General features: G+C 38.9%; 25 protein-coding genes. 20 read left to right on the top strand and 5 right to left on the bottom strand.

Features of this window, described 5'->3' with window-relative positions; translation table 11 throughout:
- Positions 1–34 precede the first annotated feature (34 nt).
- From GY23_RS11265 to GY23_RS11210, 12 genes are all read left to right on the top strand, one after another.
- The gene (locus GY23_RS11265) at positions 35–406 is read left to right on the top strand and encodes a VOC family protein (RefSeq protein ID WP_075619327.1); all 372 of its coding nucleotides are present in this window, start codon (positions 35–37) and stop codon (positions 404–406) included.
- Positions 396–932: a DNA topology modulation protein gene (locus GY23_RS11260; protein WP_075619498.1), complete on the top strand. Its 537-nt coding sequence runs from the start codon at positions 396–398 to the stop codon at positions 930–932. The genes GY23_RS11265 and GY23_RS11260 overlap by 11 nt, the downstream gene beginning before the upstream one ends.
- Positions 933–1158: 226 nt before the next feature.
- On the top strand, positions 1159–1905 hold the full coding sequence (locus GY23_RS11255; RefSeq protein ID WP_075619326.1) for a gluconate 2-dehydrogenase subunit 3 family protein: 747 nt from the start codon (positions 1159–1161) through the stop codon (positions 1903–1905).
- Positions 1906–1922: 17 nt separating this feature from the next.
- Positions 1923–3632 (top strand): GMC family oxidoreductase, encoded by a 1710-nt coding sequence (locus GY23_RS11250; protein ID WP_075619325.1) that lies wholly within the window; start codon positions 1923–1925, stop codon positions 3630–3632.
- 15 nt (positions 3633–3647) lie between these two features.
- Positions 3648–3854 carry a twin-arginine translocase TatA/TatE family subunit gene (gene tatA / locus GY23_RS11245; RefSeq protein WP_075619324.1) on the top strand — a complete coding sequence of 69 codons (207 nt, stop codon included), beginning with the start codon at positions 3648–3650 and terminating at the stop codon, positions 3852–3854.
- A gap of 12 nt (positions 3855–3866) precedes the next feature.
- The gene (gene tatC, locus GY23_RS11240) at positions 3867–4688 is read left to right on the top strand and encodes a twin-arginine translocase subunit TatC (protein WP_075619323.1); all 822 of its coding nucleotides are present in this window, start codon (positions 3867–3869) and stop codon (positions 4686–4688) included.
- A 211-nt stretch (positions 4689–4899) separates the two neighbouring features.
- Positions 4900–5760, top strand: a complete 861-nt coding sequence (locus tag GY23_RS11235; RefSeq protein ID WP_075619322.1) for a GNAT family N-acetyltransferase — start codon at positions 4900–4902, stop codon at positions 5758–5760.
- Complete coding sequence (locus tag GY23_RS11230; protein ID WP_075619321.1) at positions 5761–6120, top strand: MmcQ/YjbR family DNA-binding protein; 360 nt, start codon at positions 5761–5763, stop codon at positions 6118–6120.
- Positions 6117–6521 carry an HIT family protein gene (locus GY23_RS11225; protein ID WP_075619320.1) on the top strand — a complete coding sequence of 135 codons (405 nt, stop codon included), beginning with the start codon at positions 6117–6119 and terminating at the stop codon, positions 6519–6521. The genes GY23_RS11230 and GY23_RS11225 overlap by 4 nt, the downstream gene beginning before the upstream one ends.
- A 667-nt stretch (positions 6522–7188) precedes the next feature.
- Complete coding sequence (locus GY23_RS11220) at positions 7189–8166, top strand: ABC transporter ATP-binding protein (protein ID WP_075619319.1); 978 nt, start codon at positions 7189–7191, stop codon at positions 8164–8166.
- A complete protein-coding gene (locus GY23_RS11215; RefSeq protein ID WP_075619318.1) occupies positions 8159–8797 on the top strand; it encodes an ABC transporter permease in 639 nt (212 codons plus the stop codon). The genes GY23_RS11220 and GY23_RS11215 overlap by 8 nt, the downstream gene beginning before the upstream one ends.
- Positions 8798–8808: 11 nt before the next feature.
- Complete coding sequence (locus tag GY23_RS11210) at positions 8809–9714, top strand: ABC transporter substrate-binding protein (RefSeq protein ID WP_075619317.1); 906 nt, start codon at positions 8809–8811, stop codon at positions 9712–9714.
- Positions 9715–9832: 118 nt separating this feature from the next.
- Here the strand turns inward: GY23_RS11210 and GY23_RS11205 are convergent, their stop codons facing one another.
- Together GY23_RS11205 and GY23_RS11200 are read right to left on the bottom strand one after the other, a co-directional pair.
- On the bottom strand, positions 9833–10648 hold the full coding sequence (locus GY23_RS11205; RefSeq protein WP_075619316.1) for an SGNH/GDSL hydrolase family protein: 816 nt from the start codon (positions 10646–10648) through the stop codon (positions 9833–9835).
- Between the two features lie 92 nt (positions 10649–10740).
- Entirely contained in the window at positions 10741–11040 is a 300-nt protein-coding gene (locus tag GY23_RS11200; protein WP_075619315.1) for a nucleotide pyrophosphohydrolase, read from the bottom strand.
- A 114-nt stretch (positions 11041–11154) separates the two neighbouring features.
- On the opposite strand from GY23_RS11200, the gene GY23_RS11195 reads away from it, so the two are divergent.
- The 3 genes from GY23_RS11195 to GY23_RS11185 all read left to right on the top strand — a co-directional run bounded on the left by GY23_RS11195 (position 11155) and on the right by GY23_RS11185 (position 13960).
- Complete coding sequence (locus GY23_RS11195) at positions 11155–11745, top strand: DNA-3-methyladenine glycosylase (RefSeq protein WP_075619314.1); 591 nt, start codon at positions 11155–11157, stop codon at positions 11743–11745.
- Between the two features lie 61 nt (positions 11746–11806).
- Positions 11807–12325, top strand: a complete 519-nt coding sequence (locus tag GY23_RS11190; RefSeq protein WP_075619313.1) for a type 1 glutamine amidotransferase domain-containing protein — start codon at positions 11807–11809, stop codon at positions 12323–12325.
- A gap of 501 nt (positions 12326–12826) precedes the next feature.
- Complete coding sequence (locus GY23_RS11185) at positions 12827–13960, top strand: M20 peptidase aminoacylase family protein (RefSeq protein ID WP_075619312.1); 1134 nt, start codon at positions 12827–12829, stop codon at positions 13958–13960.
- A gap of 103 nt (positions 13961–14063) precedes the next feature.
- Here GY23_RS11185 and GY23_RS11180 read toward each other — a convergent pair whose 3' ends face one another.
- Together GY23_RS11180 and hmpA are read right to left on the bottom strand one after the other, a co-directional pair.
- On the bottom strand, positions 14064–14861 hold the full coding sequence (locus GY23_RS11180; RefSeq protein ID WP_075619311.1) for a GNAT family N-acetyltransferase: 798 nt from the start codon (positions 14859–14861) through the stop codon (positions 14064–14066).
- Positions 14862–15200: 339 nt separating this feature from the next.
- Positions 15201–16409 (bottom strand): NO-inducible flavohemoprotein, encoded by a 1209-nt coding sequence (gene hmpA, locus GY23_RS11175; RefSeq protein ID WP_075619310.1) that lies wholly within the window; start codon positions 16407–16409, stop codon positions 15201–15203.
- A gap of 153 nt (positions 16410–16562) precedes the next feature.
- Here hmpA and GY23_RS11170 point away from each other — a divergent pair, with 153 nt between their 5' ends.
- The 4 genes from GY23_RS11170 (at position 16563) to GY23_RS11155 (ending at position 20052) form a co-directional block, all read left to right on the top strand.
- Complete coding sequence (locus tag GY23_RS11170) at positions 16563–17003, top strand: RrF2 family transcriptional regulator (RefSeq protein ID WP_075619309.1); 441 nt, start codon at positions 16563–16565, stop codon at positions 17001–17003.
- Between the two features lie 46 nt (positions 17004–17049).
- Positions 17050–17979 carry a manganese-dependent inorganic pyrophosphatase gene (locus GY23_RS11165; protein ID WP_075619308.1) on the top strand — a complete coding sequence of 310 codons (930 nt, stop codon included), beginning with the start codon at positions 17050–17052 and terminating at the stop codon, positions 17977–17979.
- Positions 17980–18598: 619 nt separating this feature from the next.
- A complete protein-coding gene (locus GY23_RS11160; RefSeq protein WP_075619307.1) occupies positions 18599–19240 on the top strand; it encodes a DsbA family oxidoreductase in 642 nt (213 codons plus the stop codon).
- A 176-nt stretch (positions 19241–19416) separates the two neighbouring features.
- On the top strand, positions 19417–20052 hold the full coding sequence (locus tag GY23_RS11155; RefSeq protein WP_075619306.1) for an FMN-dependent NADH-azoreductase: 636 nt from the start codon (positions 19417–19419) through the stop codon (positions 20050–20052).
- 47 nt (positions 20053–20099) lie between these two features.
- Here GY23_RS11155 and GY23_RS11150 read toward each other — a convergent pair whose 3' ends face one another.
- Positions 20100–20471, bottom strand: a complete 372-nt coding sequence (locus GY23_RS11150; protein ID WP_075619305.1) for a DUF2500 domain-containing protein — start codon at positions 20469–20471, stop codon at positions 20100–20102.
- A gap of 77 nt (positions 20472–20548) precedes the next feature.
- Between GY23_RS11150 and GY23_RS11145 the strand changes: the two genes are divergently transcribed.
- Entirely contained in the window at positions 20549–21571 is a 1023-nt protein-coding gene (locus GY23_RS11145) for a S66 family peptidase (RefSeq protein WP_075619304.1), read from the top strand.
- The last annotated feature ends 195 nt before the right edge of the window (positions 21572–21766 follow it).

The raw sequence follows: 21766 nt of genomic DNA, 5'->3' as shown, positions 1-21766 counted from the left end.
ACTAGTAAAATTGAGTGACAAGGGAGAGTCGGCTATGTTCAAGAGGATTGACACCGTATTTTTACCTGTAAAAGACACGCATCGCTCGATTAAATGGTATAAAGATAAATGTGGATTTACCTTAAGATGGCATGATGTAGAGAATGGCTATGCTGCTATGGAAATTGGCAATGGTAAAACAGCCTTTACACTTGTTCGGACTATTTTTATGGAAGTGAATAAAATGGGAGACCATGAATGCTTTAATCTCTATACAGAGGATATCCATGCTACACATCAAACGATGTTAGATTCAGGAGTTCAAGCTACGCCAATACGAAGTGGTGGAAACGTTGAATTTTTTCAGTTTAAAGACCTGGATGGTAATACGATAGGAGTATGTTCATTTGAAGAAGATGCAGCCTAAGCACCGAAGAATACTGATTGTTGGCTCTGGTGGTGCGGGGAAATCCACACTATCACGTCAGCTCGCAGAACAGTGGGACGTGCCGGTGGTCCATCTGGATGCACTGTTTTGGAAACCCGGCTGGAACCCTACACCTAGACCAGAATTCATGGAGAAAGTGAAAGTAGAATTGACAAAACCCGAATGGATCATTGACGGGAATTATGACTCCAGTATTGAATTAAGAGCACAATATGCAGATCTTATTATTTTTCTCGACTTTTCAAATGTCCTTTGTTTATACCGAGCATGTAAACGTGCATGGAAATATCGAGGAGTTACTAGACCTGATATGGGTGAAGGCTGCCCAGAAAAAATAGATTGGGAGTTTGTTCGTTGGATTTGGCGATACCCGAAAGATGCTCGACCTGGAATGTTAAAGATTTTATCTAAAGTACCAGCAGATGTGATTACATTGAAATCACCAAAAGAAGTGAAAACATGGCTGCAACATGGGCCAAATAGAAAGAGTGAATTTATCTCTTAGGATAAATTCACTCTTTTTATTTTGACCTTTTATTTGAAATAGACAAGTTGATTTTCTTGAAAGGGTCTTCATTTCAATTCTTCCGCTATACCCCCTCCCTACTTCAACACCTCCCAATGAAATAATCACTGGGTTGGATAGTTTAAAACTCTCTTCAATTGCCTATTCTAAGTTTAGAGTTAATAGAGCTGATAATACGAAGTCGAAATATAAGGAGGGAATATTTATGGAAGAAAATAAAAAAAATATCTCGAGGCGTGACTTTCTAAAAACTTCTGGAGTCGCTACAGGTGCATTAATCGGTGGGGGGCTAATTGGTGGATTAGTTGGCTATAACATTAACAAAAATGATTCCCCTACCAATAAAATTGCTGGGACTGACGAGCATAGCACACAAACCGATCAAGGTTGGCAATTCTTCAGAAATTATCGGGAATTTGACATTATAGCGAACGCAACTGAACGCATCTATCCTGAAGATGATCAAGGGCCAGGTGCTATTGGGCTGGGAGTTCCTTACTTCATAGATAGCCAATTAGCCGGACAATATGGAAGTAATTCTAAAGAGTATATGCATGGACCATTTGAAGTGGGTGCTCCCACACAAGGATATCAAAGCAGGTTGACTAGAGCTGAGATTTTCAGACAAGGAATCGAAATGCTGGACGCAGAAGCTACGAAAAGATTTGATAAAGGCTTTTCGAAAATTGAAGGTGCACAGATGGATGAAATATTAACGGCATTTCAAAAAGATGAGATTAAAATGGCTGGTGTTACGTCAACATTTTTCTTTCGTCTGCTACGCACAGCCACTCTTGAAGGGGCTTATTCCGACCCTATGTACAAAGGAAATGTCAATATGGATGGCTGGAGAATGAAAGGGTTCCCTGGACATCAAATGGCCTATATCAATGAAATTGAAAATGAAAAGTTTCAAAAAATCGAGCCACAATCACTAGGTGGAATGCACTAAGACGGGGGGAATATAAAATGGTTACAACTTTATCAAAAGTAGATGTGGTCGTAGTTGGACTTGGCTGGACAGGCGGTATTATTGCAGCGGAATGTGCAAAGGCTGGTCTGAAAGTCGTCGGGTTGGAAAGAGGAGAAGAACGAGGAACTGAAGATTATTTAAAGATACATGACGAGTATCGTTATGCAGTTAGATATGAATTGATGCAAAACTTATCAAAAGAAACGATTACTATTAGAAATAATCGCAAAATGTCAGCGCTACCGATGCGTCAATTGGGTTCATTCTTACTCGGGGAAGGATTAGGAGGATCGGGAACTCACTGGAATGGACATACCTGGAGATTTTATCCTTACGATTTTCAAATTAAAACCATGACGGACAAAAAATACGGACCTAATAAATTATCAAAAGATTATCAACTTCAGGACTGGGGAATTACTTATGAAGAATTGGAACCTTATTTTTACACATATGAACAGACAATAGGGCTTTCCGGTGAAGATAAAAATCCTTTTTTAAAACGTAAAGATCCTTTTCCCACACCACCGATGAAGAGAACGCCGATCCTAAAGAAATTTGAAAAAGCAACACAAGATTTAGGATATTCGCCATTTATGTTACCTTCAGCAAATCTGTCGGAGTCTTACAAGAATCCAGACGGGGAATCGATTAATGCGTGTCAGTACTGTGGGTTTTGTGAACGTTTTGGGTGTGAGTATGGAGCAAAGTCTTCAGCAGAAATCACTGTAATCCCAACTGCGATAAAAACAGGAAATTTTGAAACCCGTGTTCGTGCGAATGTAGTAGAAGTAATCAAGAGTGGCAATAAAGTCACAGGCGTGAGATACATCAACACTCTCTCTGGTGAAGAATTTATACAGCCAGCTGAAGTGGTCGTTTTGACCAGTTATGTCATGAATAATGCCAAGCTGTTAATGGTATCCAATATCGGAGAACAGTATAATCCAGATACTGGCCGTGGAACACTCGGCAAAAACTATTGTTATCAAATTCTTCCAGGTGCAACAGGTTTCTTCGATGATCAAATGAATACGTTTATGGGTGCGGGTGCTCTTGGAATGACCATTGATGACTTTAATGCCGACAATTTTGACCATAGCGATTTAGACTTCATCCATGGAGGCAGTCTTTCAATAACTCAAACTGGTGCTCGACCTATTGAAAGTAATCCTATTCAACGTGATACACCGACTTGGGGAGCAGAATTTAAAAAAGCTTCTATACACAATTTCACACGAACACTAAGCATTGGGGCACAAGGTGCATCGATGCCACATAAAGAGAATTACCTTGCATTAGATGGCAAATACAAGGATGCATATGGGATTCCCCTTCTTCAGATGACATATAATTTTACTGAACAAGATCGAGCTTTGCATGTCTATATAACAGAAAAAGCAACAGAGATCATGAAGGAAATGGGAGCGAAAACAGTTGAGAGTCGAACACCTATTACAGACTATGATATTGTCAATTACCAAACCACTCATAATACAGGGGGAACCATTATGGGGGCCAGCCCGGAGAATAGTGTAGTGAACTCATACTTACAACATTGGGATGCTGAGAATTTATTCGTCGTCGGGGCAGGGAATTTTGCACATAATGGTGGATACAATCCGACAGGTACAGTAGGGGCGCTTGCGTATAGAAGTGCAGAAGGCATAATAAATTATAGTAAAACTGGCGGTTCACTCGTTTAAAAAGGAGGCACTATTTTGGGCGGTTTAGGGAGTATAGGCGTACCTGGGTTAATCATTATCTTAGTTATTGTTTTAATTTTGTTCGGGCCAAAAAAATTGCCTGAGATCGGTTCAGCGGTTGGCAAGACTTTTGCGGAATTCAAGAAATCCACAAAAGGTCTCATTGAGGATGAAGAAGAAGAACCTGTGAAAATAGAAGTGAAGAAATCAGACGTCGTTTAGAAGGTGTGAAATATGGATCCGTATGAACACCAAAATAAACATATAATCAGTCCATTGGATAAACCAATTGTGGAAGTAGTAAAGGAAGTCATTATTCAGGTGAACGAACCGGGTGAAGAAGGAACTCTGGTTGATCACTTGGCAGAATTACGTAAACAGATTATCAAAGGCATAGCGGTTTTTCTAATTTTTTTTATCGGTGTTTTTTCCTCAATCAACATGTGGTTTCCATACGTGACACGAGGGAATGAATTAATTGTTTTAGGACCACTTGAAGTAGTGAAGTTTTATATGTCGATTTCCACGACCATTTCTCTTGGTCTATCCTTGCCGTTCTTATCTCACTTCATTTGGCAGTTTGTGAAACCCGGCTTGAAGACAAAAGAAAGCAGCTTCATCGGATTGTATTCACCACTTATGCTGGTACTCTTTGTTATCGGTATCGCATTTGGATATTTCGTGGTGAATCCTTTGAGTTATCAGTTCTTGATTAACATCGGGGAAATCAATTTTGAAGTGATGGTATCAGCCGGTGAATATGTCCACTTTCTGATTATGACGACGGTCCCACTTGGATTGTTATTTGAACTCCCGATTATCGCGATGTTTTTGTCCGCAATCGGAATTTTGACCTCAGACAAGATGAAGAATGTGCGGAAATGGTCTTATGTGATACTCGGTATCATTTCTACCATGATGACACCTCCGGACATTATCAGTGACCTATTAATTATGATTCCCATGATTTTGCTGTATGAAATCAGCATCCTTTTGGTCATGAAACTTGAACGCAGGCAACTCTTAAATGAAGAACCATCCATCTCCCAAGAATAAAGGGGGGTGGATATTTTATTTTGAAGTATGTTTTGCGATGCATCTCAGTAGCAAATTTCCGTTCAAAATTGTCTCAAAGGCAAGTGTAGTACCAAATTCATTCTCAATAAGACGTCTCCATAAAAAACCATTTTTTCTTCAAAAACTAGTGACATTGTATTTCGAATTCTGTAATATCAATTGTTAACTACGTTAAAGGAGTCTGAATTGGATGAATTTTAATCTATTTAATCAAGCACAAGAATTCGAAACGCTAGCAAAACCGTTTTTGAGTGAAAATGAAGATGTATATAGTCTGTTTTATGGGATACTGCAGGGAATCAAGGCAGGTCGCTATGACAATCCATTAATGGTAACGATTGAAGATGACGGGAAATTAGTGGCACTTTTTCAAATGACACCTCCTCATCCATTGAATATAGTTATTATCGATGAAGGCAATAGGGATGCCATTCTTTCATTTGCAGCTGAAGAGTTCTTTAAAAGAGAGATTCATATTCCTTCAGCAGTTGGATTGAAACCAGTTGTCTTTTCGTTTGCTGAAAAATGGAAAGAATTGCAGTACTGTGATTCGAAATTATTAATGGACCAAGGGTTATATCGCTTAGATGAGGTGAACCAAGCTTTAGATAGTAGCCCGGGGTCCTGGCGCTATGCTCGAAAAGATGAAGCACCACTAATTGAAGAGTGGTATGTAGCATTTGGTGACGATACAGGAATCGGAAATCTACCAATTGAAGAAATTAGAGAACGTGTTGCACAATTCCTTGAAGATCAAGAAGTGTTCTTTTGGGAAGTAGACGGAAAAGTTGTTTCGATGATGAAGAAGGCACGCCCTTCCGATCACGGTGTAACCGTATCGTTTGTTTTCACTCCAAAAGAAGAACGAAAAAAAGGCTATGCTCGTACAATGGTCGCTGCAGGAAGCGAAGAATTACTGAAAACTTATAATTTCTGTGTGCTTTATACAGATATGATGAATCCTACATCCAATAAAATTTATCAAGAAATCGGTTATCGTAAAATTGCTGACTCTGTTCATCTTGAATTTGTCCCAAAAGAAGGTGAGTAAATGGAACTCGAACAGTTGAAAAAGTGGTGCGAAAGCTATCCAGGTGCAAAATATGATTACCAACAGGACTGGCAAGCCGAGCGTTATTTAGTGGGCGGCAAAATGTTTGTGATGTTTGGCAATGATGGAGCTGGTCAACCCATCCTATCTCTCAAATGCGACCCTGTCCGTTCTGAAGTGTTACGTTCCGAATATGAAGAAGTGAACCCTGGGTACTACATGAACAAGACACACTGGAATTCTCTCAATAGAGATGGAGGATTGCCGCCCGAACTGATTCAGGAATTGATTGCACACTCCTATGAGCTCGTGTTCAAAGGCTTGACTAAGAAGTTGCAAAAGGAGATTTTGATACCATGACATGCACTTTTTGTGAAATAATTTCAAAAAATCTACCTGCGCGTATTGTGAAAGAAACAGAAGAAACGTTGGCGTTTTTGGATATCGATCCTATTCAAAAAGGACATGTGCTCGTGATTCCTAAAAGACATGTGCCTGATTTAACGGATATGACAGATGTTGAAATGAATCAGGTCATGACACTATGCAAGGAAGTCATGAGTTCCTTAAGAACAGCATATAATCCGGATAGTATCTCTATAATTCAAAATAATGGGGAATGCATGGCTTTCCCCCATGTTCATTTTCATGTGGTGCCGAGATTCACGGGAGATGGTTTCGTTATGAGAGAACCAGAGATTACCGTATCTGATGAAGAAATGGACAGAGTTGCACGCGAATTGGAGAAGAATATGCTATAAATCCGTTTACTAAGAATTACTTTCTAGCTCCAAACGCTAGAGTGGTGATTTACACTTTTGTACAGAAGGGCCAATGGATATCTAATCTTATTTCTTGAGCAAATCAAAAATCGGATTAGTCTGCCCATTTCTCACTGCTACAGAAATTCTCTTCATTTCAGAAAGAGTTTTTTTGACATAATTTACTATGGGTAAATTCAATCCTTCCGATCATTCTCGGAGGGATTTTTTAATCCTCCGAAATAGGGGGAATAGATAGGACATTATTAGGTACATTAAAAAACCTGTCCATTGAATATGGCGATACAAAAATCTTTAAACAAGTTAGTGTGGTTATCAAGCAAGGAAATTGTATAGGGATAGTAGGTGGAAACGTCTTTAATGAATTAACCAAACAAATTAACGCACTAAAAGAGTAAAATTTATCCACTTGGTCAATCCTAACCAGATGAATGTTTATTTAAAAGCTATGTCAAAGAAAGTTGATAAAAAAACGAGGGAGTTGCATTTGCACCTTGCATGTCACAAGGGCGTAAATGTACGATAAACAAACAGGATAGATTAACATAGCTATTTTAAATGAAAAGCATGAGGATTAACGCATATATTTCTTAAAAACGGGTATTAGCAATAAGATAGATATACGAAGAAAAAAGGGGAAGAGGCTGTGATTCGATTTGATAGAGTTACAAAACAATTTGACGATGGAACTGAAGCTTTAAAAAATGTTTCATTGACCATTCCAACAGGTAAGTTGACTGCAATTATCGGACCTAGCGGATGTGGGAAAACTACTTTAATGAAAATGATTAATCGGTTAGAAAATCCTACTTCAGGTGATATCTTGATTGATGAAAAATCCATTAGCGATCGAGATGAAGTAGAGCTTCGTCGTTCAATTGGATATGTCATTCAACGCATTGGTTTGTTTCCACATATGACCATTGCAAAAAACGTTGCACTTGTCCCTACACTTATAGGTTGGTCAGCAGAAAAAACACAAAATCGAGTGAACGAACTCATGAATATGGTTGGACTAGACCCAGACATTTACATAAATCGTTTTCCGCTTGAATTAAGTGGGGGACAACAACAACGTGTTGGCGTCGTGAGAGCACTAGCGGGAGATCCTAACATCGTGTTAATGGATGAACCATTCAGCGCACTCGACCCAATAAGTCGGGAGCAGCTTCAAGAAGAGCTAAAGAATTTACAACGCAAAATTCATAAGACAATTGTTTTTGTGACGCATGATATGGATGAAGCCTTAAAAATAGCGGATCATTTAATTGTGATGCGTGCTGGGGAAATTGAACAAATTGGGCCACCGAGTGAGATCATTCATAATCCATCAAATGATTTTGTTCGTCAATTTATTGGATTAGAGAGAATCAATAATAAGCGTTCGTTCGGACAATACAAACTTGTTGAACTTTCCGCGTACTTTTTCCAGGCAAATACAGGACAACAAATCGTTTCGGTTAATAATTCAGTAAATGTGTCAGAGGCAATTGAATTATTAGGTCAGCCAAATGCAGATGTATTGGCTGTTTATGATGATGAACAATTTGTTGGCTATATCAATCAATCCGCATTGTTAAAAGCTGTACTTGCAAAGGAAGAAGGTGTTTCTGTGCATGACTGATTTTTTGGAAACACTACAAAGCCGCTCTGATCTTATACAACAAGCATTTCTCGAACATATTTATTTATCTTTTGTAGCACTTGCAATTGGAATTGTGATTTCATTGCCACTCGGTATACTGATTGCTCGATATCGGAAGTTCGCTGAACCGATCATTGGCATCACGGCCATATTTCAAACGATTCCCAGTTTAGCACTATTCGGATTTCTTGTTCCCCTGATGGGAATTGGGTCTAATACCGCATTAATTGCACTCATTATTTATGCACTACTCCCGATATTACGTAATACATATACCGGGCTTACTAGTGTGGACTCATCCATTATTGAAGCAGGACGTGGGATGGGCATGACAAGAACTCAAGTTTTGAAACAAATTGAATTTCCACTTGCCCTGCCCTTTATTATGGCTGGCATTCGGACAGCAACTGTATTAACAGTGGGGATTGCCACATTAGCCACATTCGTTGGAGCAGGTGGGCTCGGAGATGTCATTTATCGCGGTTTACAGTCGTATAATAATTCCCTTGTCTTAGCCGGGGCATTACCAGTTGCATTACTAGCGATTGTCTTTGATTTGGTTTTGAAATGGGTTGAAAAGAAAGCAACGCCAAAAGGGATGAAAATATAGGAGGCAATCAAATGAAAAAAAGAATGGCAGGATTAGCCCTAGTTGCATCTATTGCATTAGCTGGCTGTGGTTCAACAAATGGAGACGCTAGCGAACCCATCATAATTAGCGGAAAACAATTTACAGAGCAATATATTTTACCGCAACTTTTAGGTCAGTATGTAGAGTCGAAAACCGACTATGAAGTGGAATATAAGGAAGGTCTCGGAGAAGTAGCCATCTTAACGCCCGCACTTGAAAAAGGCGATATCGATGTGTATGTAGAGTACACCGGAACGGGTTTACAGTCGGTATTAGAAGAGAATCTGGTACAAGGAGAAAGCTCAGAAAGTGTATTGAAAAGGGTTCGTGAAGGATATGAAGAGAAGTTCGGTGTGACGTGGTTAGAACCTCTGGGGTTTGAGAATACTTACACACTAGCGTATAGCAAAGAACAATCATACAAAGCCAAAACGTATTCAGATCTAGTAGAGGCATCTAAGTCTAATGATATTGTTTTTGGTGCACCTCATGCATTTTATGAACGACCAGGAGATGGCTATGACGCCATGGTGGGAGTATATCCATTCGAGTTTGCAGAAACGGAAAGTCTTGATCCAAACGTGATGTATGAAGCAGTCAAACAAGGTGATGTGGATGTGATTACAGCTTTTACAACAGATGGTCGAATCGAACGCTTTGACTTAGCCATTACAACTGACGACAAAGGGTTCTTCCCAAAATACGATGCAGCTCCACTGGTACGACAAGAAACGCTGGAAACGTATCCTGAACTTGAAGACGTGTTAAACGAATTGGCAGGAAAGATTTCGTTGGAAGACATGCAGAAAATGAACGCACGAGTTGATATTGATGGTGAAAAAGCCGAAGATGTAGCACGTGATTTCTTAATTGAAAAAGGCTTGATTGAAGGGTAAATTGTTGGCATGGGTATTCGTTGTAAAAAACGGGTGAAACCTTACCTCAAAGTTAATGCCGAATAATTGATCTAAATGAATGGAAAAGCACAACTCGTCATGGAGTTGTGCTTCCTTCTTACATTGGGATTTTCGGTGATTCTTGTTTTTGTTGCACGAACGGCCATAACACATCAGCCCAAATCTCATATCCACGATCATTCGGATGGATGCCATCTTTTAATGTAGACGGAAGAGGAACGTTTTTTTCGGCCAAGTAGTATAACATTTCACCATGTGTATCAAAGTACGTCCATCCTTGTTCAGTAATGTAAGATTGAGTTCCTTCTACATAATCGGTAAAAGATAGTCCAAACTGATTCAAGGGTGGTCCGAATTTATTTTCAGTGCAGGGATTTGGTGACAAGAATACAATTCGTGTCTCTGGTAATGTTGTTGAATATAACTCATAAAGAGATTGTAATGATGCAAAAGTATCTACTAAAGTCACATTTTTATTGTGATTATTAATGACAGAGGTCTCGATAAATAGGACATCGGGTTGCTCTTTTAGGATTGGAGAGGTGACATGATCCTCAAGTAGTTGAACCGAGGTATAACCTGAATGGCCATGATTTGTAATCATGAGGTCATTTAATGCAGGATGCGTGTTCTGGAGATTCACTTCGATTCTTCCACGCCATGTTTTTGATTGCTTTGAAGAACCTGAACCTTTTGTAACGCTGCTGCCGGTAACCGCCATTTTTGCTTGTCCCGAAATCATCGAACGAAAAATTAAGTAATCAGCTAGTGATTGGTCGGGATTATTTAGTGGATCATATGTTTTGATTGAGGTTTCACTAGCACTTACCTGATCTTGTCTTGCATCCGTTCTAGTATAAAAGAAGAGGAGTGCACCCGCCGCTACCCAAACTAACCAATTCCAATTCTTCATGCGATCAACTCCTAATTCCTTGTGTCATTAATATAGTATTCAGTCTTATATAATTCAATAGGAAAAAGGTCGGAAGTACAAGAAAAATTCAATTATTTTACAGATATTGGATACTTTATTGCGTTTTTTTTCATTTTTTCTCGGGCTGCATTAATCAAGTCTTCACCTAGTACATCAGAAAACTGTAATAAGTAGATAAAAACATCCGCCATTTCATCGACAATGGCTTGCTTGTCATGTGCAATCGCTTCTTCAGCCGAACGCCATTGAAAACATTCCAATAGTTCACTTGCTTCAAGTGATATTGAAATGGCTAGGCTACGGGCATCATGATTCCCGCCCCATCCGCGAGCATCTCGAAATTGGTGGATTTCTTTAATTAGTTCATTCATAAACAACATCCCCGTTTCATTAAGTATTTATGTATTGATGATGTTCAAAACAGACACTCTACCACTCCATTTCATACATGCATTTTTAGTATAATCAATCTAGGAGGTATGGACATGAATTATCAACCACTATCCCCAAGTTTTTTTCATCAACCGACTCTTGAACTTGCTCAGAATTTACTTGGTCAATATATTGTGCATGAACATCCTGAAGGCTTACTAGTCGTGAAAATAATAGAAACAGAAGCATATATGGGAGCAGAAGATCGTGCAGCACATAGTTTTGGTAACCGTCGAACAAAGCGAACTGAAATTATGTTTGGTGAAGCAGGTCTTGTTTATACATATCAAATGCATACACATACATTGATGAACGTGGTAAGTGGACCTGTCGGCACACCTCGTGCAGTATTAATTCGTGCAGCTGAACCGATTTTGGGGCATGAGCTGATGCAACAATTTCGTGGGAAGACAAAAATGAAAGATTGGACAAACGGACCTGGGAAATTGGCAAAGGCTCTTGACGTGTCCATGCAATACTATGGTCATCATTGGTGGAAGAAACCTTTATATATTGCCGAAGGTACAGGTGTGAAAGAAGTTGAGGTAGGTCCGCGTGTCGGGATACAAAATACAGGAGAGGCAGTTCATTACCCTTATCGTTTTTCTGAAAAAGGACACCCAATGGTTTCGAAGTATCGCTAATGTTTATGACGGAATTTTAGTGGAATACTAAAAGAGAACAAACTTTAAGGAGTGATTGAAAATGGCAAAAATCGCAACAGTAATCACGAATATGTTTGAAGACTCGGAATACATGGATCCGTCACGTGCTTTTAATGAAGCAGGACATGAAGTATTTACGATAGAAAAAGAGGCGGGTAAAGAAATAAAGGGTAAACAAGGCGATGCGTTGGTTACGATAGACTATGGCATTGACGATGTAAAACCGGATGATTTTGACGCTTTGTTCATTCCAGGTGGATTTTCGCCTGATCAATTGCGTGCGGATGACAGATTTGTAGCTTTTTCAAAAGCATTTATGGATGCCAAGAAACCAGTTTTTGCAATTTGTCATGGTCCTCAATTATTAATTTCCGCAAAAGCACTGGAAGGTCGCGACGCAACTGGATATAAATCGATTAGTCAGGATATGATATATGCTGGCGCCAAATACGTGGATAAAGAAGTGGTTGTTTGTCAAAATCAGTTGGTAACGAGTCGTCAACCTGAAGATATTCCAGCTTTTAACCGCGAAGCATTAAAATTATTAGAACAACTATAAATGTCGGAAGTCTCTCCTTTATGGAGATGACTGTAAAAGTCCTTCCGATCTAAACAAGCGAGCCTTTCCTCGATAAAATCAAGGGAAGGCTCGCTAATTAATTTTAAACACTGTGCGGAACTTGACGTAATCAATATGTCTAGGCATAACCAGCGTAGGTGCCTTTCAAGTGGTAGCCGGAGCGAGAATGCTTAATTGGCGAACTTTTTCAGTGGCTACCTAAATACGGTAGATGCTTTCGAATAACTAGTAATAAAAAACCATTCTGCTCTAGGTTTCTTGGAGCTATGGAAAGCTCGGCACACATGTGTTTTAGATCATAGTGCAGCAATCAAGCAGCATCCATAGCGAACTGATAACCTGGTTTGACAGTGATAATTGTCAGTTTTCAATCAGAATAAGGGACCTGGCATAATTTTTCCAGTCTTTTCTTTTTTTCACCAAGCATAATCTTTTCTTTTGAATAGGATAATGTAAAGGAGACGATTTGAGGTGAAATGAATGAAAGACAAGATTGAGTCGAACAGGAATAAAATAGATGAAATCTTTGCTTATTTACACGACCATCCAGAAGTTAGTTGGAAAGAGATGGGAACGACAGCTTATTTAAAACAACTTCTGGAACAACAAGGGTTTAGTGTTCAAGTATTCAAGGAATGTACGGGTTTGGTTGTAAATATTGGGGAAGGTCCTAAGTGTATTGCCATTCGTTCGGACATGGATGCACTGTGGCAAGAAGTGGATGGTGTTTTTAAAGCAAATCATTCATGTGGTCACGATGCACATATGTCTATCTGTTTAGGAACATTATTGGCAATGAAAGAACATGGTTTTCCGGAGAATATACGATTCAAATGGATTTTTCAGCCTGCAGAGGAAAAAGGGCAAGGAGCAAAAAAGTTTCTTTCTCTTGGTGTACTTGATGACGTGGACTATTTATTTGGTGTGCATTTACGACCGATTCAAGAAATTCCTGATGGAACAGCAGCTGCTGCAATTTGTCATGGGGCAGTGAGTGCCATAAAAGGAACAATTTACGGAGAATATGCCCATGCTGCTAGACCTCACCTCGGAAAAAATGTGATTGAAGTTGGAGCAGCCATTATTCAAGGACTACAAGCAATTCACATGGATCCACTCATCCCGTTTTCAGTGAAAATGACGAAATTACACGCAGGGAGTGAAACCGCAAATATTATTCCTGGCAAAGCTACGTTCTCAATCGATATGCGTGCTCAAACAAATGACATGATGCATACATTAAAAGCGAAAGTGACGGAAGTCATCCGAAACGTAGAATCTGTTTACCATGTAACGATTCAACTAAAAATACATGAAGGATTGGTAGCGGCAATCGTACATGAGGAATCATATGATTTAATGGAGCAGGCAATCATCGATGTTATTGGGAAAAAGAATTTAAAGCCACGTATCACCACTCCAGGTGGCGAGGACTTCCACTTTTATTCATTGCATAAACCAAATTTAAAAGCGACGATGCTCGGTCTTGGTTGCGACTTGTCTCCAGGTTTGCATCATCCAAAAATGACTTTTAATCCTGAGAGTATACATACAGGAATAAAAATCCTCACACAAACAATAATAAACACAATACAGTCGCTTTCGAAAGATTAAAAAAGAATCACTATAAACAAGAATGAGCCACCAGTTAGGAATTAAGTCTAATTTCATATATGAATCATGAAGAAAAAGCGACATTTTGGAACAATGTCGCTTTTTACACTTTTTTCGCCATATACAATTCATTTACATATTGATCCTGAATGAGAAGAGAATTATTCCGTGTACCTTCAACAGTATATCCAAACTTTTTATAGAGAGAAATGGCACGTTCATTCTCTTCGACAACTGTTAACTCGATTCTGGTGATGCCCACTGCCTTTGCCCATGACTCGGCTTTATACATCAACGATGTGCCGACACTCTTTCCACTAAATGCTTGACGCACACCTAGCACAAGAGAAGCACGATGATTGGTACGAGGAGAGGGACCTGCCAATAATAATAAAAAACCTGCAAAGTGCCCATTTAGGATGCCAACAAACATCCTGGATTTTTCGGTTTTTTTCCATTCGACAATTTGTTTGCGAATAGATTGAACAGTCATTTTCCTTTCATCTTTTCCAAAGAGCATAAAGTTTGATTCTGCATCAATGTCTTGGTGAAGATTAATGATGGAGCGTGCATCGTCTACATCTACTGGACGAATGATTAAAATATTTTCTGGTTTAGTAGAGACCATTCCTACTTCAACTTCATCTGACTCTTTTGTAAATGTCACTGAACGACCTAATTCAATTTCTTTTACAGTGTATTCAGAGTCTAGCCATGATAAAAAATGCGTAGCAGGAGGCTTCGTTTTTTTCCACCAACTACTATTTAAATAAGCAGCGTTTGGTAATTGTTGGCCAACAATATTTTCGATTTCTGTATAAGTAAGTGCAATTTCTTTTTGGGATGCTTCTGCAAAAAAAGATGCAAGTGGGATATACTTTTTCTCCATTTTCTTTACCATATTTGACCTCTTTTCTAATTCGAAAGAAATGTGAGTTTATTGATATGATTTTATCACTTATTTGGTAATAATGCACAACTTTTTTCTCACTCAACTACTAAAATAAGAAAAAAATGTGTGACTTTTGGTTTGTGGTTAGTCAAAGTATAGGTGTTTAGGCGTATTTTAGTAAATGCCATAAGTCACGGTTTTGAAGTGTCTAGCAAAAGGGAATGGAAATGTATTCAGTTTATGTCGATTAAAAAAGCTATCACCCTAGTTGAGCGATAGCTTCTATCATATTAATGTCTAAATCCAAGTACTAGACGTAATGTTCAATTTTCATATTTCCGGTGCGTGTCAAGCTAGTGTGGTGTTTTCCGAATTTACGCATTCTAGATCGAGTGATACAGCAGGTCCAAAGAACTCAAAGTGAACTCGGTCTTCCGCAAAACCTAATTCGTACAGGCTTTGAATCATAGCTTTCATAAATGGAACCGGTCCACAGACGTAAACATCACTATTTTTCAATACATTTTCCGCCAGTATTTCCTTAGTGATAAGGTGCTTATCATCAGAGTATAAAGCCAAGTGAGTTGTATCTTCCATCGTAGACATTATCTTACGAACATTATCATCGAAAGCATGCACCTTTTTATTTCTTGCGCTGTGTAAGAATGCAACAGGTCTGGCAGGAGAAACTTTAGCGATTGTGTCCAACATACTCATCATTGGTGTAATACCTACACCACCACTGATCAATGTTACTGGTCGTGAGCTTTCGATATCTAAATAGAAATCGCCTGCAGGAGCACTAATTTCAATCAAATCTCCAATTTGAGCGTTCTCGTGCAAGAAAACGGAAACTTTCCCATTTGGATTCATTTCGCTTTCTTTTTTCACTGAAATGCGGAATGTATGTTGATTAGGTGCTTGCGACAAACTATATTGACGGTTGAACATGTATGTTTCACCTTGAATTGATAGGCGAATCGTAATGTATTGACCTGGGCTAAATGATGGAACTGCTGACCCATCTTCAGGTTGTAAATAGTATGAAGTGATGAGGTCACTTTCCAAAACCTTATCGACGATCTTGAAGTTTTTAAATTCCTTAAACCCATTTTCTTGTTCTTCAGCTTCTCTATACATCTCTTTTTCCACTTGAATAAAAACATCTGCTATTACACCATATGCCTCAGCCCAAGCTTGAATGATATCGTCTGTTGCCGCGTCGCCTAATACTTCCTTAATCGCCCCAAGTAAATGTTCTCCTACAATTGGATATTGCTCTGGTAAAATGCCTAAAGAACGGTGTTTCTGTGCAATCTGTTTCACAGCTGGAAGTAACACGCCCAAATTATCGATATGTGTTGCAGCCGCATATACGGTTTTAGCAAGAGCCGTTTGTTGACGCCCTTGTTTTTGGTTAACATGATTGAAAATATTGAGCAGCTCCGGATGAGCCGCGAATAAATTTTTATAAAATACAGTTGTAATTGCTACTCCATGATCAGCCAAAACTGGTGCAGTTGATTTAACGATGTCGATTGATTTTTGAGATAACATTTTCGTTTCCTCGCCTTCGTTTTTAATAGCTTAACCATACGCCCGCCAATCATTTAAAGCAATATATAAAATACATCTTTAATAGTTCAGACACATTTCTTTCACGAAAAAGTCATAATCGGTATAATGATGTAGGGAAAGTGCGGTGGTATCATGCGTTTAACAATGTACACAGATTTTTCACTTCGTGTTCTTATGTACATCGGAACGAAGGAAAAAACACAATTATCAACCATACAAGAAATTTCAACAGCGTATGGCATTTCAAAAAACCATCTAATGAAGGTCACATATGAGCTTGGAAAACATGGATACATTCAAACGGTTCGAGGAAGAGGTGGCGGAATTCGTCTCGCCTTGCTACCAGAAGAAATTAATATTGGAGCTGTCGTGCGTAAAACCGAAGATGACTTTAACTTAGTAGAATGTTTTAGCTGTACGAACCGTTGCATCATTACACCCGTATGTAGATTACGAAATATATTGCATCAAGCACTTGCCGCTTATATTACGGTTCTGGAACAATACACATTACAAGATTTATTGGGTAACAAAGATGAATTAGCAGCCATTTTGTTCGAGAAAAAGGTATGATAAAATAAAAAGCGAGAACTTTGACTTATTGGAGGATACACAAAAAATGGAAAAAGTATATGTACTAGGACATAAAAATCCCGACACAGATTCAATTTCTTCTGCGATTGTATATGCACACTTGAAGCGTGAGTTAGGAATGGACGCAGAAGCCGTTCGTTTGGGGGATGTGCAAAATGAAACGGCATTTGCTTTAGAGAAGTTTGGATTTGAAGCACCTCGTTTCATTGAAACTGCATCACCAGATGTAAAACATGTAATTTTAGTCGATCACAATGAAAAACAACAAAGTGTCAGCGATATAGAAGAAGTTCAAGTGATTGAAGTCGTAGATCATCACCGTATTGCAAACTTTGAAACAGCTGACCCATTATATTTCCGAGCTGAGCCAGTGGGCTGTACCGCTACGATTTTGAATAAACTTTACAAAGAAAATGGCGTAGAAATTCCAGCAAATATTGCTGGACTGATGTTATCTGCGATTATTTCAGATTCACTGTTATTTAAATCACCAACTTGTACTGCACAAGATATCGCTGCTGCAAAAGAACTTGAAATAATTGCTGGTGTCAATGCAGAAGAATATGGACTAGCTATGTTAAAAGCAGGTGCCGATCTTAGCGATAAAACGCTTGAAGACTTGTTGTCTCTAGATGCAAAAGAATTCGGTATGGGCGAATATAAAGTTGAGATTGCACAAGTAAATGCTGTGGATATTTCGGACGTTATGAATCGTCAAAGTGAATTGGAAGATTTAATCTATCGCAATATTGCTGAAAAAGGATTGGATTTATTCTTCTTCGTCGTAACGGATATATTAAATAATGATTCAGTGGCACTAGCACTTGGGAATCAAGCGGAAAAAGCTGAAAAAGCATTTGGTGTTCCTTTCGTAAACAATGTTGCGTTATTAAAAGGCGTTGTATCACGCAAGAAACAAGTAGTACCTGTTTTAACAGAAGCACTAAGTAAATAATGAACGACCAAAAAAGCCGATTCCTTTAATAAGGAGTCGGCTTTTAAGTATCGAATAAATGGCGTATATAACGAGTAGGTTCTTTTAGAAAATCGGCGGTAAGCCGAACATGATCCACTTCCGCAAAGGGTGTTTTAGTGAGTTGGTCTTGTTTGATTTCCAAAATGGTCGCACCTGGATCGTAATATCATGAGCTTGAACTTGAACCCCTTTTAAATACACATTAGCATAGCAGGTTATCAGTATCGTTGAATATTTTTAATATTGGCTATTTTTGAAGGGGGCTGCTGAATAGCGCCTAACACAAATGTACGATAAAGAAAACCTTGAATGGGGCTGCCGCTATGTCTGGCAACCATTACTGTGAAGAGAAGTAACGGGATATATTCTGGTAAGGGGCAGTTTCCTACGTGAAGTACGATTGTTCCTACGTTCTCTCATTTTTTTCATACGTCATCCTCTATTATTCCTGCGTGACTTACGATAATTACAACTGAGCAATTGCTCAGTATGATAAAGAACAGCATAGTAGCATAGCTAATGAATAAAACGGCAACGCTAGAGCAGATTCATTGCGACTCAAATAAGTACGGACTACAATTATGATGAGGTGAATCAAATGAAAATTGAAGTTTGGTCGGACTATGTATGTCCATTTTGTTATATAGGAAAACGTCGCTTAGAAGAAGCGATCGCATTAACTGGTTTGGCACAAAACATTGAAATTCAATTTAAAGCTTACGAACTTGATCCGAATTCTCCAGCCTTTTCAGATCAATCAACATATGAAATGCTTGCTGGAAAATATCAAACGACCGTTGAAGCAGCGAAAAAAATGACTACCTCAGTTAAACAACAAGCTCAAACTGTAGGACTGGATTACGATTTTGATCGCATTAAAATAGCTAATACGTTTGATGCACATCGCTTAGCGAAGTGGGCCGAAGAACAAGGGAAAGCTGCTGAAATCAGTGAACGTTTATTAAAAACACATTTCATTGAAACAATGGAGATTGGTCGCCACGAAGTATTGCTAGGCTTAGTCGATGAAATGGGCTTAGATCGCACGAAAGCAGCTGAAGTGTTATCTTCAAATGCATACGAGAATGAAGTGAAACAAGATATTCAAGATGGACTGTCTCTTGGTGTTCAAGGAGTGCCGTTCTTTGTAATCAACCGCAAGTATGCTATTTCTGGGGCACAGCCCGCAGAGACATTTGCAAATGCATTGAAAAAAGTGGCAGAAGAAGAGGGACAATAAACAAGGGTTAAATGTGAATAGTGGGATCTTTATAGACGACATTTAAATTCCAAAACTGAGAGAGCAAGCAGGTTCTTTGACATCTGGCATACTCTCTCTTAAAATAAATACTGTCTCGATTTTGAGATAAATAATATTAGTGTAATTTTCGGTCTAATAAAAGGAGTTTTTAACATATGAATATTTTAGTAGTTAAAGCAAATAACCGTCCAGCTTCAGAGGGCGTTTCTAGTAGAATGCACGAAGTTTTCATGAATGAATTAACACAGGCAAAAGACTTAAACATTCATACATTTGATGTATTCAAAGAAGACATGCCATATTTTGGTCAAGACTTCTTCAATGCGATGGGTAAGTCAGTTCAAGCAGAGCCATTGAACGAAATTGAGCAACGCATTTTGGCAGCATCAACAAAAGCAATGGATGCATTCATGGCTGCTGATGTAGTGGTCTTTGCATTCCCACTGTGGAATAAAACAATTCCGGCACCACTTCAAACGTTCATCGATTATATATACCGTGCTGGTATAACGTTCAAGTACACTGAAGCGGGTGCAGTGGGACTCGTGCCCGAGAAAAAAGTTATCATTTTAAATGCACGTGGAGGGGTATATTCAACACCTGAAATGGCACCTTCAGAAATGAGCGTAAACTATGTTCGAATGATAATGAATTTCTTTGGTATCACAAAGATTGATGAAGTCATCATCGAAGGACATAACCAATATCCGGACCGCGCAGAACAAATTATTGCGGACGGCATGGAAAAAGTTAAAGCAGTTGCTTCACAATTAGCAACAATTACGGCCTAAATTAAAAAAGGATTGGACACATGCGTCCAATCCTTTTTTATATGTATTCAACCTTCGTTTCTTTGTCTGTCAAAGCCTTGAAAACGCGTCCCTTGGAATGTTAGGATTCCCAAGTCATCATCAGCGAGCTGGCCAAACTTTGAACCGTTAACCCCAAGCTCTATGCGATCGCCACTTTGCACTTGGAAGGTTACATAATACCATGTGCTAGCTGATGAATTTCCATGACCTCCAGAAGTTTGTGTCCGTTTGGCAACTACTTCGGCAGGAACGCTCAAAACGGGAGATTGATTGTTTTTGGACCATGTAGTAATCCCTTTGACTGCCATAAAGATAAAACCTCCAATAACGATGATGAAAATTATTGTAATAAAAATACTGACAAAACCAAAACCTCCAGCAAACCATAAAAAATCCATAATATTTCTCTCCTTTCCTTTCTATTAATACGTGAAACGAGTAAAATAGTTTCAATATTAAAAAGAGGGTGACAACAGTGATTCGCTATCCGCAAGCACTTCAACAAGGTCAAACGATTGGTGTCACAGCTCCGTCTTCTGGAGTTGATTTTGAATTACACGATTTAGTGCACCAAAGCAAACAACAATTTGAGCACCGTGGTTACAAAGTTGGGATTGGGGAGACGGTTTGGACTCAGTACAAATCTGCATCAGCAACGAAAGAAAAACGAGCAGAAGAATTAAATTCAATGCTTCAAAACGACAATATCCATTCCATTATTCCCCCTTGGGGAGGCGAAATCCTCCAAGAGATTTTGCCGCTTATTGAATGGGATCAGATTAAACCTAAATGGTTGCTAGGCTATTCTGATACAAGTACACTCCTTTTTGCTCTAACATTGAAAACGGGCATTGCAACTGCACATGGGACGAACTTGGTTGATTTGCGAAGTGACGAATGGGATGATACGACGAGTAAGTTTTTAGACGTACTTTCTTCAGAAGAGGGCGGAACAATTTTTCAATCGTCGTCTTCTCACTATCAGTCAGAATGGGTACACGACAAACAACCTGATCCTTATGTTTTTAAACTGGATACAGAAACGAAGTGGGAAACAGTTAACAATACCCCAGTTGAAATGAAGGGACGTCTATTAGGCGGGTGTATGGATACAATACGTCATTTGATAGGCACACCATTTGGCAATGTGAAGAAATTCCAAGAAACGTACCTCCGTGACGAACAAATCCTGTGGTATTTCGAAAACTGCGAAATGTCTGCAACCGATTTCCATCGTACATTACTACAGATGCATCAATCAGGATGGTTTGAAAATGCATCTGGATTTATGTTTGGACGCACCTCTGCAGGTCAAGAAGTAGGAGGATTTACAACGTTAGATGCTCTGGAAAGATTGGCTGAAACGACAAACTTGCAGATTATATATAACGTTGACATTGGCCATGTACCTCCGCAATTAACACTCGTAAACGGGGCATATACTGAAATTAAATCAGCTAATCACAATGGCGAAATGACCATATATTTAAAACCTTAATAAAAGCAGTACATCTGGCAGTACATCTTTCATATTGAGATGTACTGCTTTTTATGGTCAATCGTGTTTGAGCCAATCATTACCTGTAATCTATTTTTCTACCGTACCTACTAAATACAATGATTGACTAATTTCAGACATTCCTCGACAATAATATAGAAATATTCTTTAGGATATTACATATCTTTGGATCAC

This window comes from Paenisporosarcina indica, assembly GCF_001939075.1.
Classification (GTDB): Bacteria; Bacillota; Bacilli; order Bacillales_A; family Planococcaceae; genus Paenisporosarcina; species Paenisporosarcina indica.
The sequence above is the reverse complement of the archived record's forward strand: the minus strand, read 5'-3'. Positions and strand labels throughout refer to the sequence as shown.

What these genes read in the sequence shown, in the direction of transcription:
- GY23_RS11215 (WP_075619318.1), top strand. Translation starts at nt 8,159, where the DNA reads ATGACTGATTTTTTGGAAACACTACAAAGCCGCTCTGATCTTATACAA.
- GY23_RS11170 (WP_075619309.1), top strand. Translation starts at nt 16,563, where the DNA reads ATGCGTTTAACAATGTACACAGATTTTTCACTTCGTGTTCTTATGTAC.
- GY23_RS11205 (WP_075619316.1), bottom strand. Translation starts at nt 10,648, where the DNA reads ATGAAGAATTGGAATTGGTTAGTTTGGGTAGCGGCGGGTGCACTCCTC.
- hmpA (WP_075619310.1), bottom strand. Translation starts at nt 16,409, where the DNA reads ATGTTATCTCAAAAATCAATCGACATCGTTAAATCAACTGCACCAGTT.
- GY23_RS11250 (WP_075619325.1), top strand. Translation starts at nt 1,923, where the DNA reads ATGGTTACAACTTTATCAAAAGTAGATGTGGTCGTAGTTGGACTTGGC.
- GY23_RS11260 (WP_075619498.1), top strand. Translation starts at nt 396, where the DNA reads ATGCAGCCTAAGCACCGAAGAATACTGATTGTTGGCTCTGGTGGTGCG.
- GY23_RS11150 (WP_075619305.1), bottom strand. Translation starts at nt 20,471, where the DNA reads ATGGATTTTTTATGGTTTGCTGGAGGTTTTGGTTTTGTCAGTATTTTT.
- GY23_RS11200 (WP_075619315.1), bottom strand. Translation starts at nt 11,040, where the DNA reads ATGAATGAACTAATTAAAGAAATCCACCAATTTCGAGATGCTCGCGGA.
- GY23_RS11155 (WP_075619306.1), top strand. Translation starts at nt 19,417, where the DNA reads ATGAATATTTTAGTAGTTAAAGCAAATAACCGTCCAGCTTCAGAGGGC.
- GY23_RS11190 (WP_075619313.1), top strand. Translation starts at nt 11,807, where the DNA reads ATGGCAAAAATCGCAACAGTAATCACGAATATGTTTGAAGACTCGGAA.
- GY23_RS11255 (WP_075619326.1), top strand. Translation starts at nt 1,159, where the DNA reads ATGGAAGAAAATAAAAAAAATATCTCGAGGCGTGACTTTCTAAAAACT.
- GY23_RS11185 (WP_075619312.1), top strand. Translation starts at nt 12,827, where the DNA reads ATGAAAGACAAGATTGAGTCGAACAGGAATAAAATAGATGAAATCTTT.
- GY23_RS11265 (WP_075619327.1), top strand. Translation starts at nt 35, where the DNA reads ATGTTCAAGAGGATTGACACCGTATTTTTACCTGTAAAAGACACGCAT.
- GY23_RS11195 (WP_075619314.1), top strand. Translation starts at nt 11,155, where the DNA reads ATGAATTATCAACCACTATCCCCAAGTTTTTTTCATCAACCGACTCTT.
- GY23_RS11165 (WP_075619308.1), top strand. Translation starts at nt 17,050, where the DNA reads ATGGAAAAAGTATATGTACTAGGACATAAAAATCCCGACACAGATTCA.
- GY23_RS11210 (WP_075619317.1), top strand. Translation starts at nt 8,809, where the DNA reads ATGAAAAAAAGAATGGCAGGATTAGCCCTAGTTGCATCTATTGCATTA.
- GY23_RS11160 (WP_075619307.1), top strand. Translation starts at nt 18,599, where the DNA reads ATGAAAATTGAAGTTTGGTCGGACTATGTATGTCCATTTTGTTATATA.
- GY23_RS11180 (WP_075619311.1), bottom strand. Translation starts at nt 14,861, where the DNA reads ATGGTAAAGAAAATGGAGAAAAAGTATATCCCACTTGCATCTTTTTTT.
- tatC (WP_075619323.1), top strand. Translation starts at nt 3,867, where the DNA reads ATGGATCCGTATGAACACCAAAATAAACATATAATCAGTCCATTGGAT.
- GY23_RS11230 (WP_075619321.1), top strand. Translation starts at nt 5,761, where the DNA reads ATGGAACTCGAACAGTTGAAAAAGTGGTGCGAAAGCTATCCAGGTGCA.
- GY23_RS11225 (WP_075619320.1), top strand. Translation starts at nt 6,117, where the DNA reads ATGACATGCACTTTTTGTGAAATAATTTCAAAAAATCTACCTGCGCGT.
- GY23_RS11235 (WP_075619322.1), top strand. Translation starts at nt 4,900, where the DNA reads ATGAATTTTAATCTATTTAATCAAGCACAAGAATTCGAAACGCTAGCA.